Below are 21,465 nucleotides of genomic sequence, written 5' to 3'. Positions count from 1 at the left end.
TTAACGTCATTATTTAATCCCACTAACTTACACAATAGAAAAAAGCCACAATCTAGCATAGTTAGACAGTGACTTCTACTATCTTATTTTATTTTTCATCCCCAGGTGTTACATCTTTTGGAGTATCTTGAGCCTTACCACTTAGTTTTACCTGTAAGTCTGTCTCCATCTGTTTCAATTGATCTTCAACATCTCGACGCTTGGCACTTCCATCTTGTTGAATCTTAATTGTTTCTTCCACGGCACCAATCAAATTGTTTTGAGTTTCCTTCAAAGTATCAATATCGACTACACCACGTTCACTGGCCTTGGCAGTATCAATCGTTGATTGTTTTAACATTGCACTATTTTTCTTCAATAAGTCATTCGTTGCATCTGTAATTGCCATCTGTGTAGACACGGCATCTTTTTGACGCAATAGAGTTAACGCAATCGTAACTTGGTTTTTCCAAAGTGGAATAGCAGTATTAATAGATGATTGAATCTTTTCAGCCAAAACTTCATTAGTATTTTGAATTAGACGAATTTGTGGAGCCTGTTGAATAGAGATTTGACGTGTCAAAGCTAGGTCGTTAACTCGCTTATCTAATCTACTTTGCATTGCCATCAAATCCTGAATACGTTGAACACCCATTTGATCGCTAGCACTAGTATTAGTTTGCGCATCAGCAATCTCTTGGTCCAATTCCTTTAATCTGATTTTTCCACCAGCAATTAAAACATTTAAAGATTGATAATAATCAAAATTGGCTTTATACATTTCATCCAACGTTTTATTGTCATTGATCAAAGATTCTTCTTGAGCCTTCAACTGTGCTGCCGAGCGATCGATTTGAACACTAACCTGTTGATACTTAGCCGTCATTTCAAAGATAGATGATTTAACACGATTAAAGAAACGCATAATTTTGGATTGATTAGTTAATCCCAATTTATCAGGATCAGTTTCATTCAAATTAGTAACTAGTTCCCGCAAACTATCACCAATTTCACCCAAATCCTTATTTTGAACTTTTACCAATACTCCATCTGAAAAAGAACTCAACTTATCTTCAACATCTTTTCCATAATCGAGAACTGAAGTTTGATTATCAACTGTTAATTGTTTTGATAATGTTTTTGCCTGTTCCAATTCCTCATCAGTCAGTTTTGGTTCATTATCGTCAGTAATACTTACTGCTGATTCATTAATTTCACCCATAAAATCCACCCTAAAAATATATTTATAGTATATATACTAACGGAAATTCGATCCTAATTCATTACTATAGGTAATAAATATTCTTTGTTGCTATAAATAATAAATGAAATTTAAATATATTGATACTATAAAGAAAAAAATAGCAGCATCCATTTAGAAACGTAATCATACGTTTATTCTAAATAGATGCTGCTTTTAATTTGAAGTAAAAACAATAAAAGATATTATCTATCTTCTAAATAACCATGATTCAAATTCTGTAAGTACTCAGAAAAGCTTTCACTATCTTCGATGTGGCCGCCTTCCTTACCCTTGTACCAATCTAACTTATCGTTGAGAATCGTCCAACCATCTTGGAGTCTTTGATATTCGACTTCAAAATTACGACGAACTTCTTCTAATAACTCGATTCGTTGATTGATGGTTGAATCGCCTTGCGCACGTAATCTAACATAGCGCTTCAATTGTTCAATTGACATCCCAGTACTCTTGAGATGTAGGAGAAAATTGACCCAGCGAATATCCTGATCGGTATAGTAACGAATGCCACTATCAGTTCGATGAGGATTGATCAGACCTTCTTTCTCATAGTAACGCAACGTAGGGCTGTTCAATCCCACCATTTCGGCAAAATCACTAATCCGATATTTAGCTGTCTCTTCTACTTCGTTTGCTGGCATTATTTCACCTTCTACTTAAAGTTGACTTCAAGTATAGCATCATCTACAAATCAACTCCACCATCAACTCTTAGAATCTGACCTGTAATAAAATCATTTTCCATCAAGTAAATATAAGCTGAAGCTACTTCTTCAACTGTAGCGACACGATTTAATGGCACTGTTTCCACAAAACTATGTTTTTGCTTAGCCAATTGTTTTGAACTCAGATCACGCCACAATCCTGTAGGTGTCCAAGTCGGCGACACGGCATTTACTCGATAGTCTGGCGCCATTTCAACGGCTAGACCATCAACCATCGTATTAATGGCCTGATTTCCTACAATAGCACCTGAAGCATCATAAGGATGACCACCTGAACCCGAAGTCAAAATGATTGATCCATTCTTATTTAGATGTTTACTAGCAATTTGTACCAGTTGCAAGTTAGCGAAAAATTTATCATCGATTGCCTTTTTAATAGTAGCGACTGAACTATCTAGAAAACCACCGCTCATAGCACCACCTAACATAGGTACTACATGGTCAAAGGAACCATACTTTTCAAAGAATCGCTTCAACTGTTTCTCATCCTGTGCGTCTAATGAACTACCTTGAATATTTTCTTCGTAACGTAACTGATTTACACGTTCTTGATCACGGCCAATGACATATACGTCAGCGTCCTTATGTTGAGCCATGATAGCTACTTCTTTACCAAACCCCGAAGTTCCTCCAATAACAAGAACTTTATCATTTTCTAAAGACATAAATTTACCTTCAATCATTCATTAGATTTCAATGCACCGATCATATCGATGTGTTTTAATTTCCGATGTGTAACTAGCATAACAATTGCTGTGAAAATTATCATCAACAATGTGGCGACGATATAACCGAACCAATGAATTGTTAATGGGAAAATAACCTGTTCTGTCGCGGCTTGATTCAAGATATAAGCGGTCAATAAATTACCCACTCCATATCCAATAATAATACCAACTATCGTTAAAATTATATTTTCCCGAACAACATACATTGTAACTTCATTATTATAGAACCCTAAAACTTTAATAGTAGAAAGCTCTCTGATTCGTTCTGAAACATTGATATTCGTTAAATTATAAAGTACAACAAATGACAATATTCCTGATAAGAGAATCAAAATTAAAATAATTGGGCGTAACAGGCTCGACATCTTAGAAACCGTATCAAAGACATCATGAGTATAACTAGTTCCCATTACTTCTTTAGAATCCAATAATTGGTTAGCCAAATGTTTTCTCTGTGCACTAGTTTGTCTCTTTAAACCAAGTAATAATGTATTAGGTTTCAAAGTACCAATTTTATCTTGATAAAGTTCTGGACTCAAATATAAAAAGTGACCCACATAATTTTCGGTAATAGCACCAACTTTTAAATTGAGCTTCTTACCATTGGTCATCGTTACATGAATTCGATCACCCTTTTGCACATTAAGCAGTTTTGCTGTCTTCTTAGTCAAAACGACTTTATTTTTATTCAAATTGGCAGTCAAATGAACATACTTCTTAAAGTTTTTCACCGACTGTGGTGTATAGACATTAACATCATTAACCTGTTTCGTTCCAGCCTTCAACTTAGCCGTTGTCGAATTGATCTTAGTGTTATTCTGATAAGTTTTATCCTTATTCAAAATTTCATTAACTTTATTATAATTAGCATCGTCATTCATTTTGACAACTGCTTGATAACTGAAAATATTCTTATACTGCAAGTTACCACTAGCTGTAATTGAATTTTGAATTCCAAAGCCAGTTAAAATTAAAGCCGTTCCACCAGCAATTCCGATAATTGTCATAAACATTCTAGATTTGAAACGGAAAAGATTTCGATAGCTAACTTTCCGGTTGAAACTTAGATGATTCCAAAGTGGTTTGATTCTTTCTAGTAGTATCTTTTTAGCTGATTTAGGAGATTTCGGTAACATCAATGAAGCTGGACCTTCACCTAATTCTCTTCTAACCACGATTACAGCAGCACCAACGGTTGCCAATAGTGAGAAGATCAAAGCTATCAATAACGTTTGCCAGGTTGAACCAATAACCCAATCTAAAGCAATATATTGTTTATACATTGACAATACAATTCGTGGTAAAGTCTGCGTTCCAATTACAGCCCCTAATACCGCCCCAATTAGACCAGCTGACAAAGCATAGTAAATATAGTTTCGTGCAATCGACCACTTACTATAACCCAAAGCTTTGAAGGTTCCGATTTCTCCACGTGCTTCTTCGACCATTCTTGTGATTGTTGTAAAAGTGATCAATGCCGCAATTAAGAAGAAGAATACCGGGAAGACATTGGCAATCGCAGCGATTCGATCAGAACTCTCGCCGTACGCCGAAAAGCCAGTCAAATCCTGACGAGTCTGCCAAGTATAAGTCGTCTTAGATTGCTTCATAATCTTCTTTTTAGCAGCATCTAACTTCTGTTGTTGTACAGCTGCTGCGGTGGGATTAACCATCTTTAATTGATCTAGAGCTGTTTGTTGTTGATTCAAAGTGGCTAGATAACTCCCAGCTACTTCTTTTGTTCTTTGCTGAGGGCGTGACTTGAATTCATGTTTTAAAGACTTAACCTTTTCGTCCACAGCATCTTTATAGCTACTACTAAAAGTATTCTTATCCTTCAAAGAATTAAAATGAATGTTCAACAAAGTAGCTGTCGAAAGGTTCATTTGACTCTTGGGAATGTAGGCGAATAAACTAACTTGTCCGTCAGCAATATTAGTTACACCACGAGATTGATTATCAATATACTGTGGTGAATCGACGAAACCAACGATTTTATAAGAACTTCGCTTCAAATCAGCACTCTTAGAAAATTTGAAAGTATCGCCTATTTTATAATCATATTTATTACGAGCATTCTTATCTAAAACAATCTCATGGTCATTTTTAGGCAAGCGTCCATTTCGAATAATCAGTTGATTCTGCTTAGCATTTTTATCATAGCCATACAAGGCAATCGCAACTTTAGATTTACCACCCATGACATATTTGAATTTAGTTGTTTCAGCTTTGGCTCCCGCAACCTTTTCAGCCAACTGGATATCTTTTTTTCCAAAACCAGTCGTCGACAAGACTTGTACATCTGATAAATTCTTATCGGCAACTGTCTTATTCAGTGAATCATTCAAACTAGGTCCTGTTGCTTTGACACCGACAAAGATCAATACACCTAGCATGATGATTAGGATAATCGCAATAAATCGCCCTTTGGCCTTGTTGATACTGCGCATCATATTTTTCGTTAAAGGTTTCATGATTTACCACTCAATATCTTTCACTGGTGTCGGTGTCTTATTATCTTCAACTGATTGAACTTTAGCATCATGAATCCGAATCACGCGATCAGCCATCTTGGCCAATGCTGAATTGTGGGTAATGACGATCACTGTCTTATTGTCCTTATGACTCGCATCCTGTAAGAGTGTCAAAACTTGCTTACCTGTCTCATAATCCAAAGCTCCGGTTGGTTCGTCACATAGCAGTAATTTTGGATTCTTGGCTAAAGCACGGGCTATCGCAACACGCTGCTGCTCTCCACCAGATAATTGAGAGGGAAAATTGTCAATTCGATTACCCAAACCAACAGCCTTCAAAGTATCGGTCGCATCCAGTGCATCTTTAACAATTGCTGAAGCCAGTTCAACATTTTCCTTTGTTGTCAGATTAGGTATCAAGTTATAAAACTGAAAAATAAAACCAACATCATTGCGACGATAAGTGGTCAATTCACGTTCAGAAAACTTAGCGATATCAGTACCGTCAATTACAACCTGACCATCAGTCGGCGTATCCATTCCACCTAAAATGTTTAAAACCGTCGATTTACCGGCACCACTAGGTCCCAGAATAACTGTCAATTTACCTTTATCGACATCAAACGTCAATTTGTCATTGGCGACAATCGTTGTTTCTCCCATTTGGTACTTTTTCGATTCATTCCTCACTTCGATATATGCCATTACGCTCTCACCTTTCTTAATATATCTATTATAGTGGAAAGCGAATACATCTTTAAGGTAAAAATCTACAATTTATTTTATAAAAAAAGCTTATTAAATCTGAATCTTATTCTGTTTTTTAAAATGAAGATTATTTAATTTTAATTGTAGGAATGCAATTAAAGAACAAATGCCAAAGATTACTAATGTTATCAAGAGAAACTGGACAATATGTTGTATTGGAAACAATGATTCGGCTGTTGCTGTATTTTTAGAAAAGAGCATTGGTAAATCATCAAAAATATGAAACATGATTGCTAATGATAAATTATGTGTCTGATTGTAGAGCACTCCGTACAACATTCCTGAAGCTGCCGCCACTATCATTTGAGCTACTACGACCCATTTATTGGTTACATTGAACATATTTCCTATATGAATTAATCCAAAGCTGACTGAACTTATCAAGATAACCAGAAATGGTTTTGAATGTAAAATTTTTTCTAGTTGTGCCATCAATAAACCACGATAGACATATTCTTCACCAATTCCGATTAACAATACCGTCAAAAACACACTCCAACCTGCTTTGGGAAAACCTAAATTATTGAATTTTCCAAAAAACAACATAAAAGCTAATAATGGAATCATATTCAAAATTTGTTTGAAGATATGGTTGGCGTTAAAGAATGTAACCTTCAATTTCCAAAACTTAAGGTTGCAAGTTATTGCAATCAAAATGAGCAATGTATCCAAAACTATTTGGGCATACTTCTGATCAAACTTTACAATCGGATATATTGCATCAACAATTAAAATTGTAACTGGCACTAACAAAATAATTAAAATAACTGATAACCAATCTGCTTTATGACTCATTTTTCCTACCTCCGACTTTGTTACCTTTAAGATAAGCTCCTGCTGGATTGGTGGAAAATTATATCTTGAGTGTGCGGATTTTTGGTCTTGAATATGAAAAAAGCGATAAAACTTTTATTTGTTTTATCGTTCTTTTTAGTTGGTTGGATGTTCTATTTTAAATAACCATAGTTCTATGTTTTATAGTGAAAACGAGCTTCGCAGGGGTAACTCCTTCCGGTTAAGTCAACTTTCTCTGCCGGCACTTCGTTGTCGACTGAGAAAGTAGTCTTAATCCTTGGGAGCTGACCGCCCCTACTTCGCTTTCTACCAAATATTTATTCTCTTATCTTCATCTAACCACATGCCATCTCCTGGTTTAACATCGAATGCATCATAGAATTCATCTAAATCCTGTGACATGACATTGGCACGTAATGGTTGTGGTGCGTGGACGTCTGTTGCTAACAATCTTTCATTGTATTCTGGTGTAGCTTTGAATCTCCATGATTTAGCCCATGTGATGAAGAATTCCTTAGGACTATAATCGTTATCCATTTTAGCTGCTTCAATTGCACAACGTAAACCTCCAACATCAGCAATATTTTCACTGACGACTAATTTACCGTTAACCTTACCTCCGGAGAATGGTATGCCGTTGAATTGATCAATCATCTGTTGTGTTAACTTTTCAAATTTGGCGTAATCTTCTTTAGTCCACCAATTCTTCATATTGCCATACTCGTCAAATTTGGCACCATCGTTATCGAAAGCATGTGAAATTTCATGAGCAAAAGTTGCTCCGATTCCACCAAAATTCTCACTGCTTGTTTGTTGCAAACTGTAGAATGGTGCTTGCAAAATTCCAGCTGGGAAGGTGATGTCGTTTCTTGAAGGATCATAACAAGCGTTGACCATCTCTCCGGGCATCAACCAAACTGTACGATCCACAGGTTTACTAAATTTATCTAACCCCTTTTGACGAACAGTCCGATCAATTTGCGTAATGTTGTTATATAAGGATTGTGATTCATCAATCTTTAATTGCTTGAACACTTCTTGAATCTTGTCGGGATAACCAACTTTGATCACAATTTTGTTTAATTTTAAAATGGCTTTCTCTTTCGTTGCTTGACTGAGCCAAGTATTATCGGTCAATCTTTGCTTATAGATACCAATCATTCGTTCAACCATGCCACGAACGTCAGCTTTAGCTTTTTCACCAAAGTACTTTTTACCGTAATAAATACCAATAACTTCGTCAAAATTATTTTCGGATAAATGGTAAGCAAATTTAGTTCTATTTTGTAACTCCTTAGCTCCACTCATAGCTAATTCGTATTCACCAGTTACTTGACGAAAATCCTCATCCAAATATTCACTATTGGCAACTAAATATCTAACCAACATCCAGGCTTTCACATTTTCAAAGGTATCGTCGTTCACTAATTTATCAAGGTTCTTTAAAAATCTAGGTTGTACAATAATTACTTTTTCTGGTGTGGCATTGATTTGGCCAACTACCAATTGTTTCAAATCTACATTTTCAGATTTAGTAACAAACTCTGTAAATGGCATTGGATTATAAATTTTGGAATATTCAGCCCATTCTTCAGAAGTTTTAACGACTGGAACCAAGGACTTGTCGAAGGTCAAAGCTTTATCAACTGTTTCTTTAGCTGACTCCTCTGAATAGCCTACCATGGTCAAAAGTTTATTAGCCACCTTAGCATACTTAGCCAATAGCTTCTTACCTGATTGATTGTCCTCTGCATAATAAGTATTATCAGGCAAAATCAAATCTATCCCATCAACGTAAGCAGCATTATGCTTTGTATCTTTCATATCAGCGTCGATCCAAATATTAGTTGGCAAAAAGAAATTATTCTTTCCGAAATCGGCTAATTGTTGATTCAAATCTTGCAAGCTCTTTAAGTCTTCAATTTTTTGAAGATCCTTTAAAATAGGTTTTTCATGAAATTTCTTCAAAAATTCAGTGTTTTTAGCGAGGCGATACAATTTGATAGCTTGTAAAAATTCGTTTCCCTCAACCTCAGATTCATTTTCAGCTAATTGTTGAAAGTCATCCATTAATTCCTTTTCAATTTTTATATCTAGATCCATTGAGGCACCGGCACTAGATTTATCTGCTGGAACTTCGGCCTTTTCTTGCCAAGCACCATTAACGGCTAAGTATAAATTATCCTTATAACTAGTCTCTTTACCATCAGTTAAATCTCCGGCTCCACCCATAATCTTACTTGTTAACATACTTTCACCCCGCATTTTGATTTAGTAAATACTATAGCACTTATTTTAATGTTATTAAAATTAATTTAATAATCAAAAAAGCCGACAAATGAAATTTTTAATTTCACTCCTCGACTTTTATAACATAATTTTTACCAAATATTAACTCGTTTATCTTTATCTAACCACATACCATCTTTTTCAGTGACATCGAAGGCATCATAGAATTCATCCATATTTTGTGCTTGAACATTGGCGCGTAATGAATCTGGCGCATGGACATCCAAAGCTAACAACATCTCATCTAATTGCTTTGTTGACTTACTTCTCCATACACGAGCCCAGTTTGTAAAGAATTCCTTGGCGTTATAATCAGTTTCACCTTTAGCAGCTTCCAAAGCACAACGTAAGCCACCAACATCGGCAATATTCTCACTAACAATCAATGTTCCATCAACTTTTTTCCCAATATAAGGAATATCGTTAAATTCATCGATCATTTTTTGAGTTAATTTCTTAAAGGTTGCATAATCTTCTTTTTTCCACCAGTTATTGATATTTCCTAACTCATCGAATTGAGCTCCATTATTGTCAAAAGCATGAGAAATTTCATGAGCAATAACAGCACCGATACCACCAAAATTTTCACTACTTGTTTGTTGCAAACTATAGAATGGTGCTTGCAGGATTGCGGCTGGGAAGGTAATGTCATTTCTCAATGGATCATAACAAGCGTTAACCATATGTCCAGGCATTACCCACTTGTCACGGTCAACTGGCTGATTAATTTTACTCAATTCATCCTCATTCTTAATCTTATTGATTTGAGCCAAGTTGTCATACAAAGAAGCATTTTCATCGACTTTGAATTTACTGAAGATAGCTTCAACTTTGTCTGGATAACCAATTTTTAGAACCATCTTCTTAAGTTTCAAAACGGCCTTTTTCTTAGTATCTTCACTCAACCAATCATTGTTAGAAAGACGTTGTTCATAAACTCCAATCATCTTTTCGACCATTTGATGAACATCAGCTTTAGCTTTTTCACCAAAGTATTTCTTACCGTAGTAACTGCCGACTACTTGGTCAAGATTTCTTTCAGCCACATGATAAGCAAATTTATCACGGCTCAACAACTCCTTAGTACCACGCAAAGCCAATTGATATTTGCCAGCTGTTTGACGGAATTCTTCATCCAAGTCGTTAGCTTTGGCAAATAGGAATCTCACTAACATCCATGATTTAACATTTTCAAACGTATCAGCATTAACTAACTTATCAAAATTTTCCAAATATCTAGGTTCACGATTAATTACTTTTTGAGGTGCCACTCCTACTGAATCGACAACCAATTTCTTCAAATCCAAACTAGATGACTTAGTAACGAATTCAGCAAAATCCATTGGGTTATAAGTTTTAATATCATCAGCCCATTCTTCGGGTGTTTTAACGATTGGAACTAATGTCTTATCAAAAACTAAAGCTTGCTTAACAATCTTTTGCGAATCTTCAAGACTGTAGCCAACCATTGCTAATAGATGGTTAGCAACTTGAGCATACTTTTCTAATAATTTTTGCCCTGATTTATTACCGTCGGCATAGTAAGATTGATCAGGCAAAATAAGATTAGCACCTGTTAGATAAACTGCGTTCTTTACAGTATTCTTCATATCCATATCAACGCTTAGTTGTAATGGCAAGACAAAGTTATTCTTCAATAAATCAACAAAATTATCACTTAAATCTTCTAGATTATTTAATTTAGCGATCTTACGTAGATCATTCATGATGGGACTTTGATGATACTTGTGTAATTTCTCTGTGTCGTTTGCGACTTGATAAAGTTTAACAGCTTGTAGTAACTCACTGTCATCAATCTTGGTTTCATCTTTAACTAATTCATGAAAATCTTTGATCAGTGTTTCTTCAACACCCTTAATCAAATCGTAAAATCCACCTGTACTAGGACGATCATTAGGAATAACAGCCTTAGCCTGCCAAGCGCCATTAATAGCCAAATACAAATTATCCTTAATATCTGTTTCTTTAGGGGCCAAAATATCTCCAGCTCCACCAACGATTGTTTTATTTAGCAATTCATTCACCTCACCAATTGATTTTGGTAATCACTATAGCACTTATTAGATATCATTAAAATATTTTTAATTATAAAAAATAGGCATAAGCCGCAGCCTATACCTATTTATCAATAATTATATTTTATTTAGACAAATTGTCTTGATGTTTTTCTAATTTTACCAGATGTTAACACGTTTGTTGGCATCTAACCACATACCATCTTTTTCAGTAACATCGAAAGCATCATAGAATTCATCCATATTTTGTGCTTGTACATTGGCACGTAATGGAGCTGGAGCATGAACATCGATTGAAAGGAACATTTCTGTCAATTGCTGTGTTGACTTGTTTCTCCAAACACGAGCCCAGTTGATAAAGAAGGCTTTAACATCAAAGTCACTTTCACCTTTAGCAGCTTCCAAGGCACAACGAAGTCCACCGACGTCAGCAACGTTTTCACTAACGACCAACTTACCATTAACCTTGTGACCAGCATATGGAATACCTTCGAACTCATCGATCATACTTTGTGTAAGCTTCTTGAACTTAGCAAAGTCTTCATCAGTCCACCAGTTATTCATATTACCGTATTCATCGAATTGAGCACCATTGTTATCGAAAGCATGTGAAATTTCATGAGCAATAACAGCACCGATACCACCAAAGTTTTGGCTACTTGTTTGATCCAAACTATAGAATGGAGCTTGCAAAATAGCGGCTGGGAAAGTAATGTCATTTCTTGATGGATCATAACATGCATTAACCATATGTCCTGGCATCAACCATTTTGTACGATCAACTGGTTCATGATATTGATCCAAATTGTGTTGAGCAATTGCTTTTCTAATTTTAGAAACATTGTCATACAAGGAATCATTTTCGTCGATTTCAAATTTATTGTACAAATCATCAATCTTATCTGGATAACCAACTTTGATAACGATCTTATCTAGTTTGACAACGGCTTTCTTCTTAGTATCTTCACTCAACCAAGTATTTTCAGAAAGTCTTTGTTCGTATACAGCAATCATTTTCTTAACCATACTGCGAACATCTTCTTTAGCCTTTTCGCCAAAGTATTTCTTACCGTAATATGCACCAACTACTTCACTGAAAATACTTGCAGCAAAGTTATAAGCATACTTAGTTCTGTTCTTTAATTCTTTAGCACCACTGAGGGCCAAATTGTATTCACCGATTACTTGACGGAATTCTTCATCAAGGATTGAGGCATTACCAGTAAGGAATTTAACCATCATCCAAGCTTTAATATTCTCAAAAGTATCAGCGTTAACAAGTTTGTTCAAGTTTTCCAAGTATCTTGGTTCAGTCACAATAACCTTTTTAGGTGTGTCGTTAACTGAATCAACTACTAAACTCTTTAGATCTAAAACATCAGATTTAGTAACGAATTCGTCAAAATTCATTGGGTTATAAACTTTTGTATAGTCAGCCCATTCCTCAGAACTCTTAACGATAGGAACTAATGACTTATCGAATTCCAAAGCTTTTTCAACGATTTCTTTAGCTTCATCCAACTTGTAGCCGATCATTGAGAGCAAACGTCCTGCAACGTCAGCGTATTTAGCCAACAACTGCTTACCTGATTCATTCTTTTCATCATAGTAAGTCTTATCAGGCAAGATCAAACCAGCACCATCGATATAAACAACATTCTTAGCTGTATCTTTCATATCAGCGTCGATACTAATATCGATTGGCAAAGCGAAACCATCTTTTGATAATTGAGCTAAGTTATCCCCTAAAGCTTTAACGTTGCTCAAATCAGTAATACGTTGCATGTCTTTCAAAATTGGTTGTTGATGGAACTTGCTTAAATGATCCACATTATTAGCAAGGCGATATAATTTCACAGCTTGAAGCAATCGAGGGTCGTCGACTTCACTTTCATTATTTGCAAACTCATGAAAATCTTTCATAAGAGTCTTTTCAACACCCTCATCAAGATCTGTAAAACCACCAGTACGAGATTTATCAGGTGGAATAGTTGCTGTTTCCTGCCAAGCACCATTGACAGCTAAGTATAAATTATCTTTATAATCGGCGGGTTTAGCATTAATTAAATCCCCTGCACCACCGATAACTTTATTCATTAACAAATTTGTTCACCGCCTATTATTTTTAAAGACTACTATATCACTAATTACTTTTTATTAGAATAATTTTCATTTTTATCATTTTGAATAGAACATAAATATGATGCAAAGTATAATTCTTTTCATCTAAAAAAGCTCAATGTTACGGTTACCTGTTTGATAACTGTTGCACTGAGCTTTTTGATGTTTACTATTTTTTATATTCTATTCTTATAAACCATTGTTCTATTACGAATAGTGGAAACGAGCTACGCAAGGGCAACCTCTTCCGGTTTGCTACAGTACTGGAATCGCCCGCATAATACGCGTGCAATTTCAGTACTTAGGCAAATCCTCGGAGGCTAGCCGCCCTTGCTTCGCTCTCTACTTTTTATCTAATAACACTAACAGAAACTCCAGCGCTATTCACAATCTTGGAAGCTTGTGAACCGATTGTATTACGGTTACGGTTCTTCTTTTCAACACCGACAATTACTAGGTCAGGTTGGAATTTAGGAATAACCTTATCTACAATAACTGTTCCGGGTCCACCCTCAGTTACCATCATGTGAACGTTCTTTACGCCATATTCTTTGGCCTTTTGACCATAAACTTCAAGAAGCTCTTTAATCTCTTCTCGACGTTCTGCTAGTACTTCTGGGTCTAGCGATTGAAAAATATTCAAGTCACCTGTTTCCAATACGGAAACAATACCTAGCTCGGAGTTATAGTGTTTAGCTAACGAACAAGCATAATTAAAGGCATTTTTTGATGACTCGAAATCATCTGAATCGACACAGATTAAAATTTTGGAATACTCAATTTTTCTAACTTTGTATTCTTTTAATTCATCCATATATTAAGCCCCCTCGGTTATTTAAAGTCGCGTCCTTTATTCTCTTGGAAGTATTTATCAAATCTCTTAACATAATTGTGGAACATATATGTCAAAAGTAACCAACGTCTAAAGGAGTTGTCTTTGTTATAGAAAACAGTTGTTCCAACGCGGTCTTGCTTGATTAATTCATCAGCATATTTAGTAGCATCATTATCAGCTGCATACTTATTGAAGACCTTGACTGGTACACCTAACCACAATTTATGTTGCGCTTTGTTCTTGTTGGCATAAACTGTTGGCTCGTTTTCTAAACTACCCTCAATATAATCTTCCACTACATATTTAGCAAGATTATAGCCATTGAGCGTAACAAAGAAACTACTTCTTCCTTGACGTAAGTTGATTTCAAAGAATTTGAAAGTATTATCACGAGAATCAAATTTCATATCAAAGTTGGCATAGCCTGTAAATTCAATATCCTCAAGGAATTTTTGAACTTGATCATAGACATCCTGATTAAATTCGGGAATGATGGCTACGTAATTACCGATTGATTGTGGTGTTGGATCTTCCAAAATTGGATGTCCTAAACACATCATCTTAACATGGTGATTTTGATCAACGTAGGCGTTAAGCACACGCATATTAGAATCATCCCCAGGAATAAAGTCTTGGAGAATCAAATCTGATGTATAACCATTATCATAAATCTTGCCAACGATAGTCATATATTCTTCTTGAGAGTGAATTATGAAAGCCTTTTTACGACCTTCAAAATGAATATCCAACCATTCCACACTATTTGCTGGTTTCAAAGCTACTGGGAAATCAAACGGAACATCGAGATCATCCTTGTTCTCATACATATCTTTTGTAATGATTTTTGTTAGTGGATGAGGCAAATTATGTTCATCGGCTACATGGTAGAAACTTTCTTTATTATTCAATGATTTTAATAAATCATAATCGACATAAGGGCATACAAATGTCTTAGACAATTCTTCCTTGTGCTTACTGATAAGTTCGGCATAACCATCCCCACAGCCAATTAAAATAACTGGTTCTTCATGGTTTTGGTAAACTTTAGCAATTTCACGCATTTTTTCAATGAAAACAGGGTCTTCAGAAAAGCCTGAGTAAAGAGTCAAATCTAAGATTTTTGTATATCTTGTTGGTGCCAATTGGATTTCGGCATAGGCTTTAACAGTGCCCCCATAGAGTTCATGGAAAGCACGTGCCATTCCGTAAACATTCATATCACTACCCAAGAGAATGGGCGTGAATTTTTTTCCTGATTCAGTTTCGATAGGGATCAACCTCTTACTATATTATTAATTCAATTTTAAAACTACACACTTTATTATTAATTCAAATTTAAAACTACACACTTTATTATTAATTCTATTTTTAAAATTACACACACTTCACACAGAATTATACCATACTCAATTTAGCACAACGAGGATGTCATTTATACTAAATCCGAGAGGCTTATTATTTTCTTAAATTATTATACTAATTTTTTGATTATCGAAATGAAAGACCGCAAACTCATCAATCTGAATTTGCGGTCTTTTTGTTCATGTTGCTGTGATAATTAGATCACATTATTTTTATTTTCAAATATTAATTTACTAAAACTTTAGGATCAACATCGGGCTTCTTACCATCATCAATAAAGAATACTTTATACCAAATCAAGAATGTATAAATTGTCCAAACTTTACGACGATCATCGTTTTCACCACGGTAACAACCATCAAGCATCTTCAAAATAGCATCTTGATCGAAGAACTCTGCGGCAAAGTCAGCACTGAATAAATCACGGAATTGTTCATAAACTTCCTTAGTCTTGATCCAGTCACGGATTGGCACTGGGAATCCAAGTTTCTCACGTTTAGCCCATTCCTTAGGTAAAGCACGTTCAGCGGCTACACGTAAAGCATACTTACTATCTTTACTATTCAGAAGATACTTAGTAGGAATACCGGCAGCAACTTTAGCAACTTCTTTGTCTAAGAATGGTACACGTAATTCCATGGAATTGGCCATACTCATACGATCGGCCTTTAGTAAAATATCATTTGACATGAATTGGTGAAGATCAAGATATTGCATCTTCTTAACTTCATCGCTATAACCACTAACCTTGCTATAACTTCTCATAACGATATCTTTAACAGAACGTGACTTCTCAAATTCAGGTTTAACCAAGTCGGCAGCTTCTTTTTCATTAAAGATCTTAGCTTGTCCAATGAAGAATTCTTCTGCTTTAGCAGTTGATTCATACAAATGCAAACGACCTGGGAAATTAGGTAATTTCTTCAAACCATGAGCTAACTTGTACTTAACACCTTTTGGTAAGTGTTTCAAATCTTCCGCTACGACACGGATAACTTTGGAATGTGAATGGAATCCATAATTTGCATAACCAGCAAATAGTTCATCGGCTCCTTCACCAGAAAGAATAACCGTTACATCCTTACTTGCTAATTTAGTTAAGAAGTAAAGTGGTATACATGAAGGATTTGAGTCTGGTTCATCCATGTAGTACTGAATTAGAGGAATTGATTTGACCGCTTCCTCTTTTGTAACGATACCACGTGTATTTTCAAGGCCTAATTTGTCAGCTAACATCTTAGCTGCAGTACCCTCTTCATATGTACTTGTATCAAAATCAATTGAGTATGTATGTTGTGGTTTCAAAACAGCTGTAACGTAACTTGAATCAACACCACTAGATAGTAATGAACCTACTGGCACATCACTGATAGAGTGTTCATTAACTGATTCACGAATAGACTTATCAATTCTCTTAACAGTTTCTTCAAATGACAAATTGTTCTCTTTGAAGGACATATCCCAATACTTCTTGATACTTAACTTGCCATTCTTGTATGTAAAGTAATGACCTTCAGGAATTCTGAAGACATTCTTGAAGAATGTTTCGTTCAAAGCTGAATATTGGAAAGTCAAATATGGCTTCAAAGCAGCTTTATTCAATTCTTTTTTGAAGTTTGGTTCTTTCAAGAAGGACTTGATTTCTGAACCGAAAATAAATGTGCCTTCACGGTTGTAGTAATAAAGTGGCTTGATACCAAAGAAATCTCTAGCACCAGTAATATCACCAGTTTTTAAATCATAAATTACGAAAGCAAACATTCCACGAATCTTCTTAAGTAAACCTTCAATACCCCATTCTTCAAAACCATGTAGAAGAACTTCAGTATCTGTGTCAGTTGTAAAGACGTGTCCTGCTTTTTTCAAATCTTTTCTAACATCTTTGTAATTGTAAATTTCACCGTTAAAAATAACAGCTTTTGATCTATCTTCGTTGTAAATAGGTTGCATACCACTACTAATATCAATAATACTCAAGCGGCGGAAACCTAAAGCAGCGTCGCCATCCAATAATTCACCAGAACTATTTGGACCACGATGCTTGATCGTATCCATCATAGCCTCAATTACAGGCTTCTTGTCTGTAATATTTTTATCTACGAATCCGACAATTCCACACATAAAAATTCTCCCTTATATTTCAAAACTTACATATCTTGTAGCGGCTCCGTAACCGAAAATTTGTAAGCGCAATTTGTTCGGGTCGATATTAATGAAATAGCCCGCTAATTCTGAGATTTCATTATAACGCCTGTCCCACTTCTTGTTATAGTCAGTTGTTAAACCATGTTTCTTACCCATTAAGGCCGAACAATTTAATATTATATGATTAATTTCAGAAACTTTGTAGTTTTTTTCATAATGCATATGACCACAAATATAAGTTGTTACCTTGGAAATGCCTGTAGACGAGAAATCATAGCGTAAATTTACACCAAAATCTCCTGTCAATTCATTTTTTAATTGACCAGAAGTTTTGTTGTTGAAGCTTACTAATAGTTGTTGAACCAAGTCACCATTAAAATTCAAAGCACTCCGGCCACTTGGACTCACAATATTAGCATGCCCCATTACAATAACATGTTTATCAATGGTATTTTCTAAGATTTTAACCAAATCTTCTAGCTGTTGTTCTCTGACGCCACGAACTTTCTTAAAATCATATTTCTTAGAACCATTACTAAGTATATAAGGAATATCGCTAGTATCGATAAAGACAATTCGTATATCGCCCTTATCGTACCAACCAACTTTAGACACTGGATTCAATCTAAAAATATCTGGTTGTGCAAAATTATACTTTGTTACTAATGAGTCATAATCATCCCGTTGAAATGATGCTGAACCAAAAAACTTATGTTCATCGTACTTATCATTCTCATCGTGATTACCCTCAAGAAGATAAAATGGTGCCTTGCTCTTTTGATAATTTTCAACAGCAAACTGCAATAACCCTCGACTGATCTCAGGTTTATCACTTCCATCAATTAAATCTCCCAGATGGACATTCAAGTCTAAGTTGACAGCATCACTAACATTATTGGCCTCAATAATATGACGTGCGCCATTGATACCGTAATAAGACGCACTGGCAATTGCTTTAGCGTGTGTGTCGGTTAATACGGACAGAGTTACTGTATCACCAGTAACATTTGGTTTTACATTATTGTCATAAACGCCCTTTATATAATCAACAACGAAAGGACGTGGCTTTAGCCGCTTCAAAAACATATCAGTGTGTGCTGATATGAATTCTGATGGCTTTGGCGTCAACATTCTGCTTGCAATATTTTTGATTTTCAATTTTATGATCTCCAATATCCCATACTCTGGAAACAATTATAGTAAAAAAACCATCTCACGATGGTCTCATTATGGCTCAATTATATATCAAAGATATGAAAAATAATCCTTTGACGCTTACTTTAGAAGAATTTGATAAGCTTTTCTAATACCATGATCTTCATCCATCGTAATAGTTCCCTTTTCAACGAATCCATTACTTGTAATAACATGTTGCATTACCAAATTGTCAGGATGAGTGTCGATTCTGACATCACTGTAACCCAGGTAATGCGAGATTGTTAATAGTTGTTGAATCAAAGCGGCTGAAAGGTGTTGCCCTTGATGACCTGGTTCAACAGCTATGCGGTGAATAATGGAGTAAGTCACGTCAGAATCTTTCGCCCATGACCCTGAAGTCATATCTTGATAATTCTTATCGTAACCTTGCTGCAAAGCAGCTACTCCAACTACCTCACCATCTAGTATTAAAACATAACTTATATCTTCTTGAATATCTTGTTCTAGGATTTTCTCATCGGGATAACCTACTTGCCATTGATCAACGCCACGGTCCCGTAAGGTTCTTTTAGCGCCACCGATGATATCAATAATTCTTGGCAAATCGTCAAGTGTTGATTGACGTAAATAAATATTGCTCATAAAATTTTGCCTCCTCACTTCATCAGGATATTAAAACAAAAAAGAATACCTCATTGCAATAGTTTTATTCAACTTTTCTTATTTTTTTTATAAATAAACCAGCTAATAACAAATAGTATTAAGGCATATAAAAAAGTTTGTCCTGCTAAGGGCAATAATTTAATAATAGAAGAATTGCTATGCAAGCTAACAATCATTCTTGAAAGAGGCGGAAAAATCATTTCAATATTCTTAAAGATGCTGACGACACTACCTGATAAGGCCAAATAAACAAAAACTAGAGTTCCAATTTGTCCCAAACTAGAATGTTTCTGCCATTGCGTCTTGAAAAGAGTCGCAATTGAACTACCCAAGAATCCCACAGAAATTAATGAAACTATTCCGACAACATCTAAAAATATATTTTTACAGAGAATTAAGCTAAATATAAAAATCAATATTCCTGAAATTATATTTAAAATTAATACCGTCAAAAATTGACTGATGACCTCTGACCAGTAGCTATTCACTTTTTGTCTTAAATAATAATTATAAACTTTATCATTATGATACAGATTCATCGTTGAAAATAACGATAAAAAAAACATCCCTATTAATAATAGGCTATATTTCTCATGATAATCAATACTTAATAGGTGATCCGCTGTTAAACCAAAAACAATGATAGAGAATAATAATGTTAGATAAAGAAAATCTTGAAAAACGAACTGTAAATAATTTTTTAACAATACTTTAATTTTCAATATCGTGTGCCTCCTCAAATTGATAATTGAGGGCAATCATTTTACCGATAATGGCATCTTTTCGTTCTAAAGGAACCTTCATTTCCACTACTCCATTAGCATTTCTTGTCATATAGTTGACTAAATCATGTGTTAAAGCGATGGAATTATGGTGAACACTGAAAAACAACTGACTATCTTTAGTTTTTAAACTCTGTAACTGTTGTAATCTACCATTTTCAAAATGATAACTACTGTCTAATATTTCAGATATTTCATCATTTTGCTCAGTGCCTACCAATAATATTCCTGAACCATTATCCTTTAAATCCTGCAACATGCTTAACATATTCTGAATTGTCTCATCACTTTGAAAAGCAAAAGGCTCGTCTAGCAACAAGACATTGGGATGTCCAACTACGGCCGCCAAGAAACTAATTCGACGCTTTAGACCTAATGAAAGTTGATCAACCGTTCTATCTAAATAAGGTGCCAACTTCATATAAGTAACCATCGCATCTAGTTGATCCTTCCGGACAGCTAAATCTTTAGACAAACATCTGATATCTTCAAGATATTTTCTAACAGTCTGTTCGATAATTTGAGGATCATTTTGAGGCATATAACCAATTCTGACGCCAGGAGTGTATTCAATTTTGCCACTATCGGCTTGTTCATAATTTGCTATCGTTTCTAAAAGCTGTGTTTTGCCGCTACCATTTTCGCCACTAATACCAACTATCTCATTTTGAGATAAAGAAAAAGCTACATGCTTAAATGCAAAGTAGCCCTCTCGCTGCAATGATAAATCATTGACTGATATTAATTTCATTATTGCCATTCCTCAATAGCATGTGCTGCTAGTCCGATTGAAAGGATTGCATCTTTAGAAACTGAATTTCTAACATCAGCGACAATGGTATTGTCATAAACTGCTCCGATAACGGTAAATGCAAAACTGACCAAGTTGATATCGGTCTTAACTTTATAATCACCACTTGCATATGGATCTTCATGGTTATATGTAAAGTTGATCTTGTGACCAGCCAAAGAACCATCAACATGGTTAACTTGTACTCGATCATGTAATTCACTAAGTTTATGATCTGGATTTTGCAAAGTTAAACGGTGGTCAGATTCATTTTGGTAATAATCGTCTTCAGTCATATCAAAGTATTCTTTAATCGGTTTTCTCAAAACCTCAAGTGAATCTAAAATGTCATACACTGCTTGTGCGTCAAATTTTTGTGATTTATCTTCAATATTTTTTCTATCTTCATAAAGCTTTTCGGCTAATTTACTAATAGTCTCAGAATTCATAATCATCCTCCGTCTTTAATGGTTCTTTCTTTATTGTATGGTTTGTTTAGGATTCCGTCTCCCGCTTGCTCCCAACTAGATAACGTTTTTTATTGCTTACCTCAAA

The 21,465-nt window shown here is 35.1% G+C and carries 17 protein-coding genes; all 17 read right to left on the bottom strand.

Going from position 1 to position 21,465, the window contains the following annotated elements; all coding sequences use genetic code 11:
- Positions 1-88: 88 nt before the first annotated feature.
- The 17 genes from FC97_RS09350 to FC97_RS09270 all read right to left on the bottom strand — a co-directional run bounded on the left by FC97_RS09350 (position 89) and on the right by FC97_RS09270 (position 21,359).
- On the bottom strand, positions 89-1,201 hold the full coding sequence (locus FC97_RS09350) for a toxic anion resistance protein (RefSeq protein ID WP_056968138.1): 1,113 nt from the start codon (positions 1,199-1,201) through the stop codon (positions 89-91).
- 224 nt (positions 1,202-1,425) lie between these two features.
- Positions 1,426-1,881 (bottom strand): MerR family transcriptional regulator, encoded by a 456-nt coding sequence (locus FC97_RS09345; RefSeq protein WP_054643538.1) that lies wholly within the window; start codon positions 1,879-1,881, stop codon positions 1,426-1,428.
- A 43-nt stretch (positions 1,882-1,924) separates the two neighbouring features.
- Positions 1,925-2,629 (bottom strand): SDR family oxidoreductase, encoded by a 705-nt coding sequence (locus FC97_RS09340; protein WP_054643537.1) that lies wholly within the window; start codon positions 2,627-2,629, stop codon positions 1,925-1,927.
- Positions 2,630-2,643: 14 nt separating this feature from the next.
- The gene (locus FC97_RS09335; protein WP_056968136.1) at positions 2,644-5,166 is read right to left on the bottom strand and encodes an ABC transporter permease; all 2,523 of its coding nucleotides are present in this window, start codon (positions 5,164-5,166) and stop codon (positions 2,644-2,646) included.
- Positions 5,167-5,169: 3 nt separating this feature from the next.
- Positions 5,170-5,871 carry an ABC transporter ATP-binding protein gene (locus FC97_RS09330; protein ID WP_054643536.1) on the bottom strand — a complete coding sequence of 234 codons (702 nt, stop codon included), beginning with the start codon at positions 5,869-5,871 and terminating at the stop codon, positions 5,170-5,172.
- Positions 5,872-5,964: 93 nt separating this feature from the next.
- Entirely contained in the window at positions 5,965-6,729 is a 765-nt protein-coding gene (locus FC97_RS09325; RefSeq protein ID WP_054643535.1) for a CPBP family intramembrane glutamic endopeptidase, read from the bottom strand.
- A 306-nt stretch (positions 6,730-7,035) separates the two neighbouring features.
- The gene (locus FC97_RS09320; RefSeq protein WP_054643534.1) at positions 7,036-8,979 is read right to left on the bottom strand and encodes a M13 family metallopeptidase; all 1,944 of its coding nucleotides are present in this window, start codon (positions 8,977-8,979) and stop codon (positions 7,036-7,038) included.
- Positions 8,980-9,110: 131 nt separating this feature from the next.
- Positions 9,111-11,063 carry a M13-type metalloendopeptidase gene (locus FC97_RS09315; protein WP_371125775.1) on the bottom strand — a complete coding sequence of 651 codons (1,953 nt, stop codon included), beginning with the start codon at positions 11,061-11,063 and terminating at the stop codon, positions 9,111-9,113.
- A 150-nt stretch (positions 11,064-11,213) separates the two neighbouring features.
- Positions 11,214-13,151, bottom strand: a complete 1,938-nt coding sequence (locus FC97_RS09310) for a M13 family metallopeptidase (RefSeq protein WP_054643593.1) — start codon at positions 13,149-13,151, stop codon at positions 11,214-11,216.
- Positions 13,152-13,524: 373 nt separating this feature from the next.
- Positions 13,525-13,989: a universal stress protein gene (locus tag FC97_RS09305; RefSeq protein WP_054643533.1), complete on the bottom strand. Its 465-nt coding sequence runs from the start codon at positions 13,987-13,989 to the stop codon at positions 13,525-13,527.
- 17 nt (positions 13,990-14,006) lie between these two features.
- Complete coding sequence (locus tag FC97_RS09300) at positions 14,007-15,227, bottom strand: carboxylate--amine ligase (protein WP_056968159.1); 1,221 nt, start codon at positions 15,225-15,227, stop codon at positions 14,007-14,009.
- Positions 15,228-15,597: 370 nt separating this feature from the next.
- A complete protein-coding gene (asnB, locus tag FC97_RS09295; RefSeq protein WP_054643453.1) occupies positions 15,598-17,493 on the bottom strand; it encodes an asparagine synthase (glutamine-hydrolyzing) in 1,896 nt (631 codons plus the stop codon).
- A 12-nt stretch (positions 17,494-17,505) separates the two neighbouring features.
- Entirely contained in the window at positions 17,506-18,675 is a 1,170-nt protein-coding gene (locus tag FC97_RS09290; RefSeq protein WP_054643454.1) for a metallophosphoesterase family protein, read from the bottom strand.
- 117 nt (positions 18,676-18,792) lie between these two features.
- A complete protein-coding gene (locus FC97_RS09285; RefSeq protein WP_054643455.1) occupies positions 18,793-19,317 on the bottom strand; it encodes a GNAT family N-acetyltransferase in 525 nt (174 codons plus the stop codon).
- A 68-nt stretch (positions 19,318-19,385) separates the two neighbouring features.
- On the bottom strand, positions 19,386-20,060 hold the full coding sequence (locus tag FC97_RS09280) for a hypothetical protein (protein ID WP_054643456.1): 675 nt from the start codon (positions 20,058-20,060) through the stop codon (positions 19,386-19,388).
- Complete coding sequence (locus tag FC97_RS09275; protein ID WP_054643457.1) at positions 20,050-20,871, bottom strand: ATP-binding cassette domain-containing protein; 822 nt, start codon at positions 20,869-20,871, stop codon at positions 20,050-20,052. Before FC97_RS09275 ends, FC97_RS09280 begins: the two co-directional genes overlap by 11 nt.
- Positions 20,871-21,359 carry a hypothetical protein gene (locus FC97_RS09270; RefSeq protein ID WP_054643458.1) on the bottom strand — a complete coding sequence of 163 codons (489 nt, stop codon included), beginning with the start codon at positions 21,357-21,359 and terminating at the stop codon, positions 20,871-20,873. The genes FC97_RS09275 and FC97_RS09270 overlap by 1 nt, the downstream gene beginning before the upstream one ends.
- Positions 21,360-21,465: the final 106 nt, after the last annotated feature.

Origin of the sequence: Companilactobacillus kimchii DSM 13961 = JCM 10707, assembly GCF_001435445.1 — a bacterium.
In the GTDB taxonomy this organism is placed as follows: Bacteria; Bacillota; Bacilli; order Lactobacillales; family Lactobacillaceae; genus Companilactobacillus; species Companilactobacillus kimchii.
This window is presented reverse-complemented; position numbering and strand designations above follow the sequence as displayed.

What these genes read in the sequence shown, in the direction of transcription:
- FC97_RS09350 (WP_056968138.1), bottom strand. Translation starts at nt 1,201, where the DNA reads ATGGGTGAAATTAATGAATCAGCAGTAAGTATTACTGACGATAATGAA.
- FC97_RS09345 (WP_054643538.1), bottom strand. Translation starts at nt 1,881, where the DNA reads ATGCCAGCAAACGAAGTAGAAGAGACAGCTAAATATCGGATTAGTGAT.
- FC97_RS09340 (WP_054643537.1), bottom strand. Translation starts at nt 2,629, where the DNA reads ATGTCTTTAGAAAATGATAAAGTTCTTGTTATTGGAGGAACTTCGGGG.
- FC97_RS09335 (WP_056968136.1), bottom strand. Translation starts at nt 5,166, where the DNA reads ATGAAACCTTTAACGAAAAATATGATGCGCAGTATCAACAAGGCCAAA.
- FC97_RS09330 (WP_054643536.1), bottom strand. Translation starts at nt 5,871, where the DNA reads ATGGCATATATCGAAGTGAGGAATGAATCGAAAAAGTACCAAATGGGA.
- FC97_RS09325 (WP_054643535.1), bottom strand. Translation starts at nt 6,729, where the DNA reads ATGAGTCATAAAGCAGATTGGTTATCAGTTATTTTAATTATTTTGTTA.
- FC97_RS09320 (WP_054643534.1), bottom strand. Translation starts at nt 8,979, where the DNA reads ATGTTAACAAGTAAGATTATGGGTGGAGCCGGAGATTTAACTGATGGT.
- FC97_RS09310 (WP_054643593.1), bottom strand. Translation starts at nt 13,151, where the DNA reads ATGAATAAAGTTATCGGTGGTGCAGGGGATTTAATTAATGCTAAACCC.
- FC97_RS09305 (WP_054643533.1), bottom strand. Translation starts at nt 13,989, where the DNA reads ATGGATGAATTAAAAGAATACAAAGTTAGAAAAATTGAGTATTCCAAA.
- FC97_RS09300 (WP_056968159.1), bottom strand. Translation starts at nt 15,227, where the DNA reads ATGAATGTTTACGGAATGGCACGTGCTTTCCATGAACTCTATGGGGGC.
- asnB (WP_054643453.1), bottom strand. Translation starts at nt 17,493, where the DNA reads ATGTGTGGAATTGTCGGATTCGTAGATAAAAATATTACAGACAAGAAG.
- FC97_RS09285 (WP_054643455.1), bottom strand. Translation starts at nt 19,317, where the DNA reads ATGAGCAATATTTATTTACGTCAATCAACACTTGACGATTTGCCAAGA.
- FC97_RS09275 (WP_054643457.1), bottom strand. Translation starts at nt 20,871, where the DNA reads ATGAAATTAATATCAGTCAATGATTTATCATTGCAGCGAGAGGGCTAC.
- FC97_RS09270 (WP_054643458.1), bottom strand. Translation starts at nt 21,359, where the DNA reads ATGAATTCTGAGACTATTAGTAAATTAGCCGAAAAGCTTTATGAAGAT.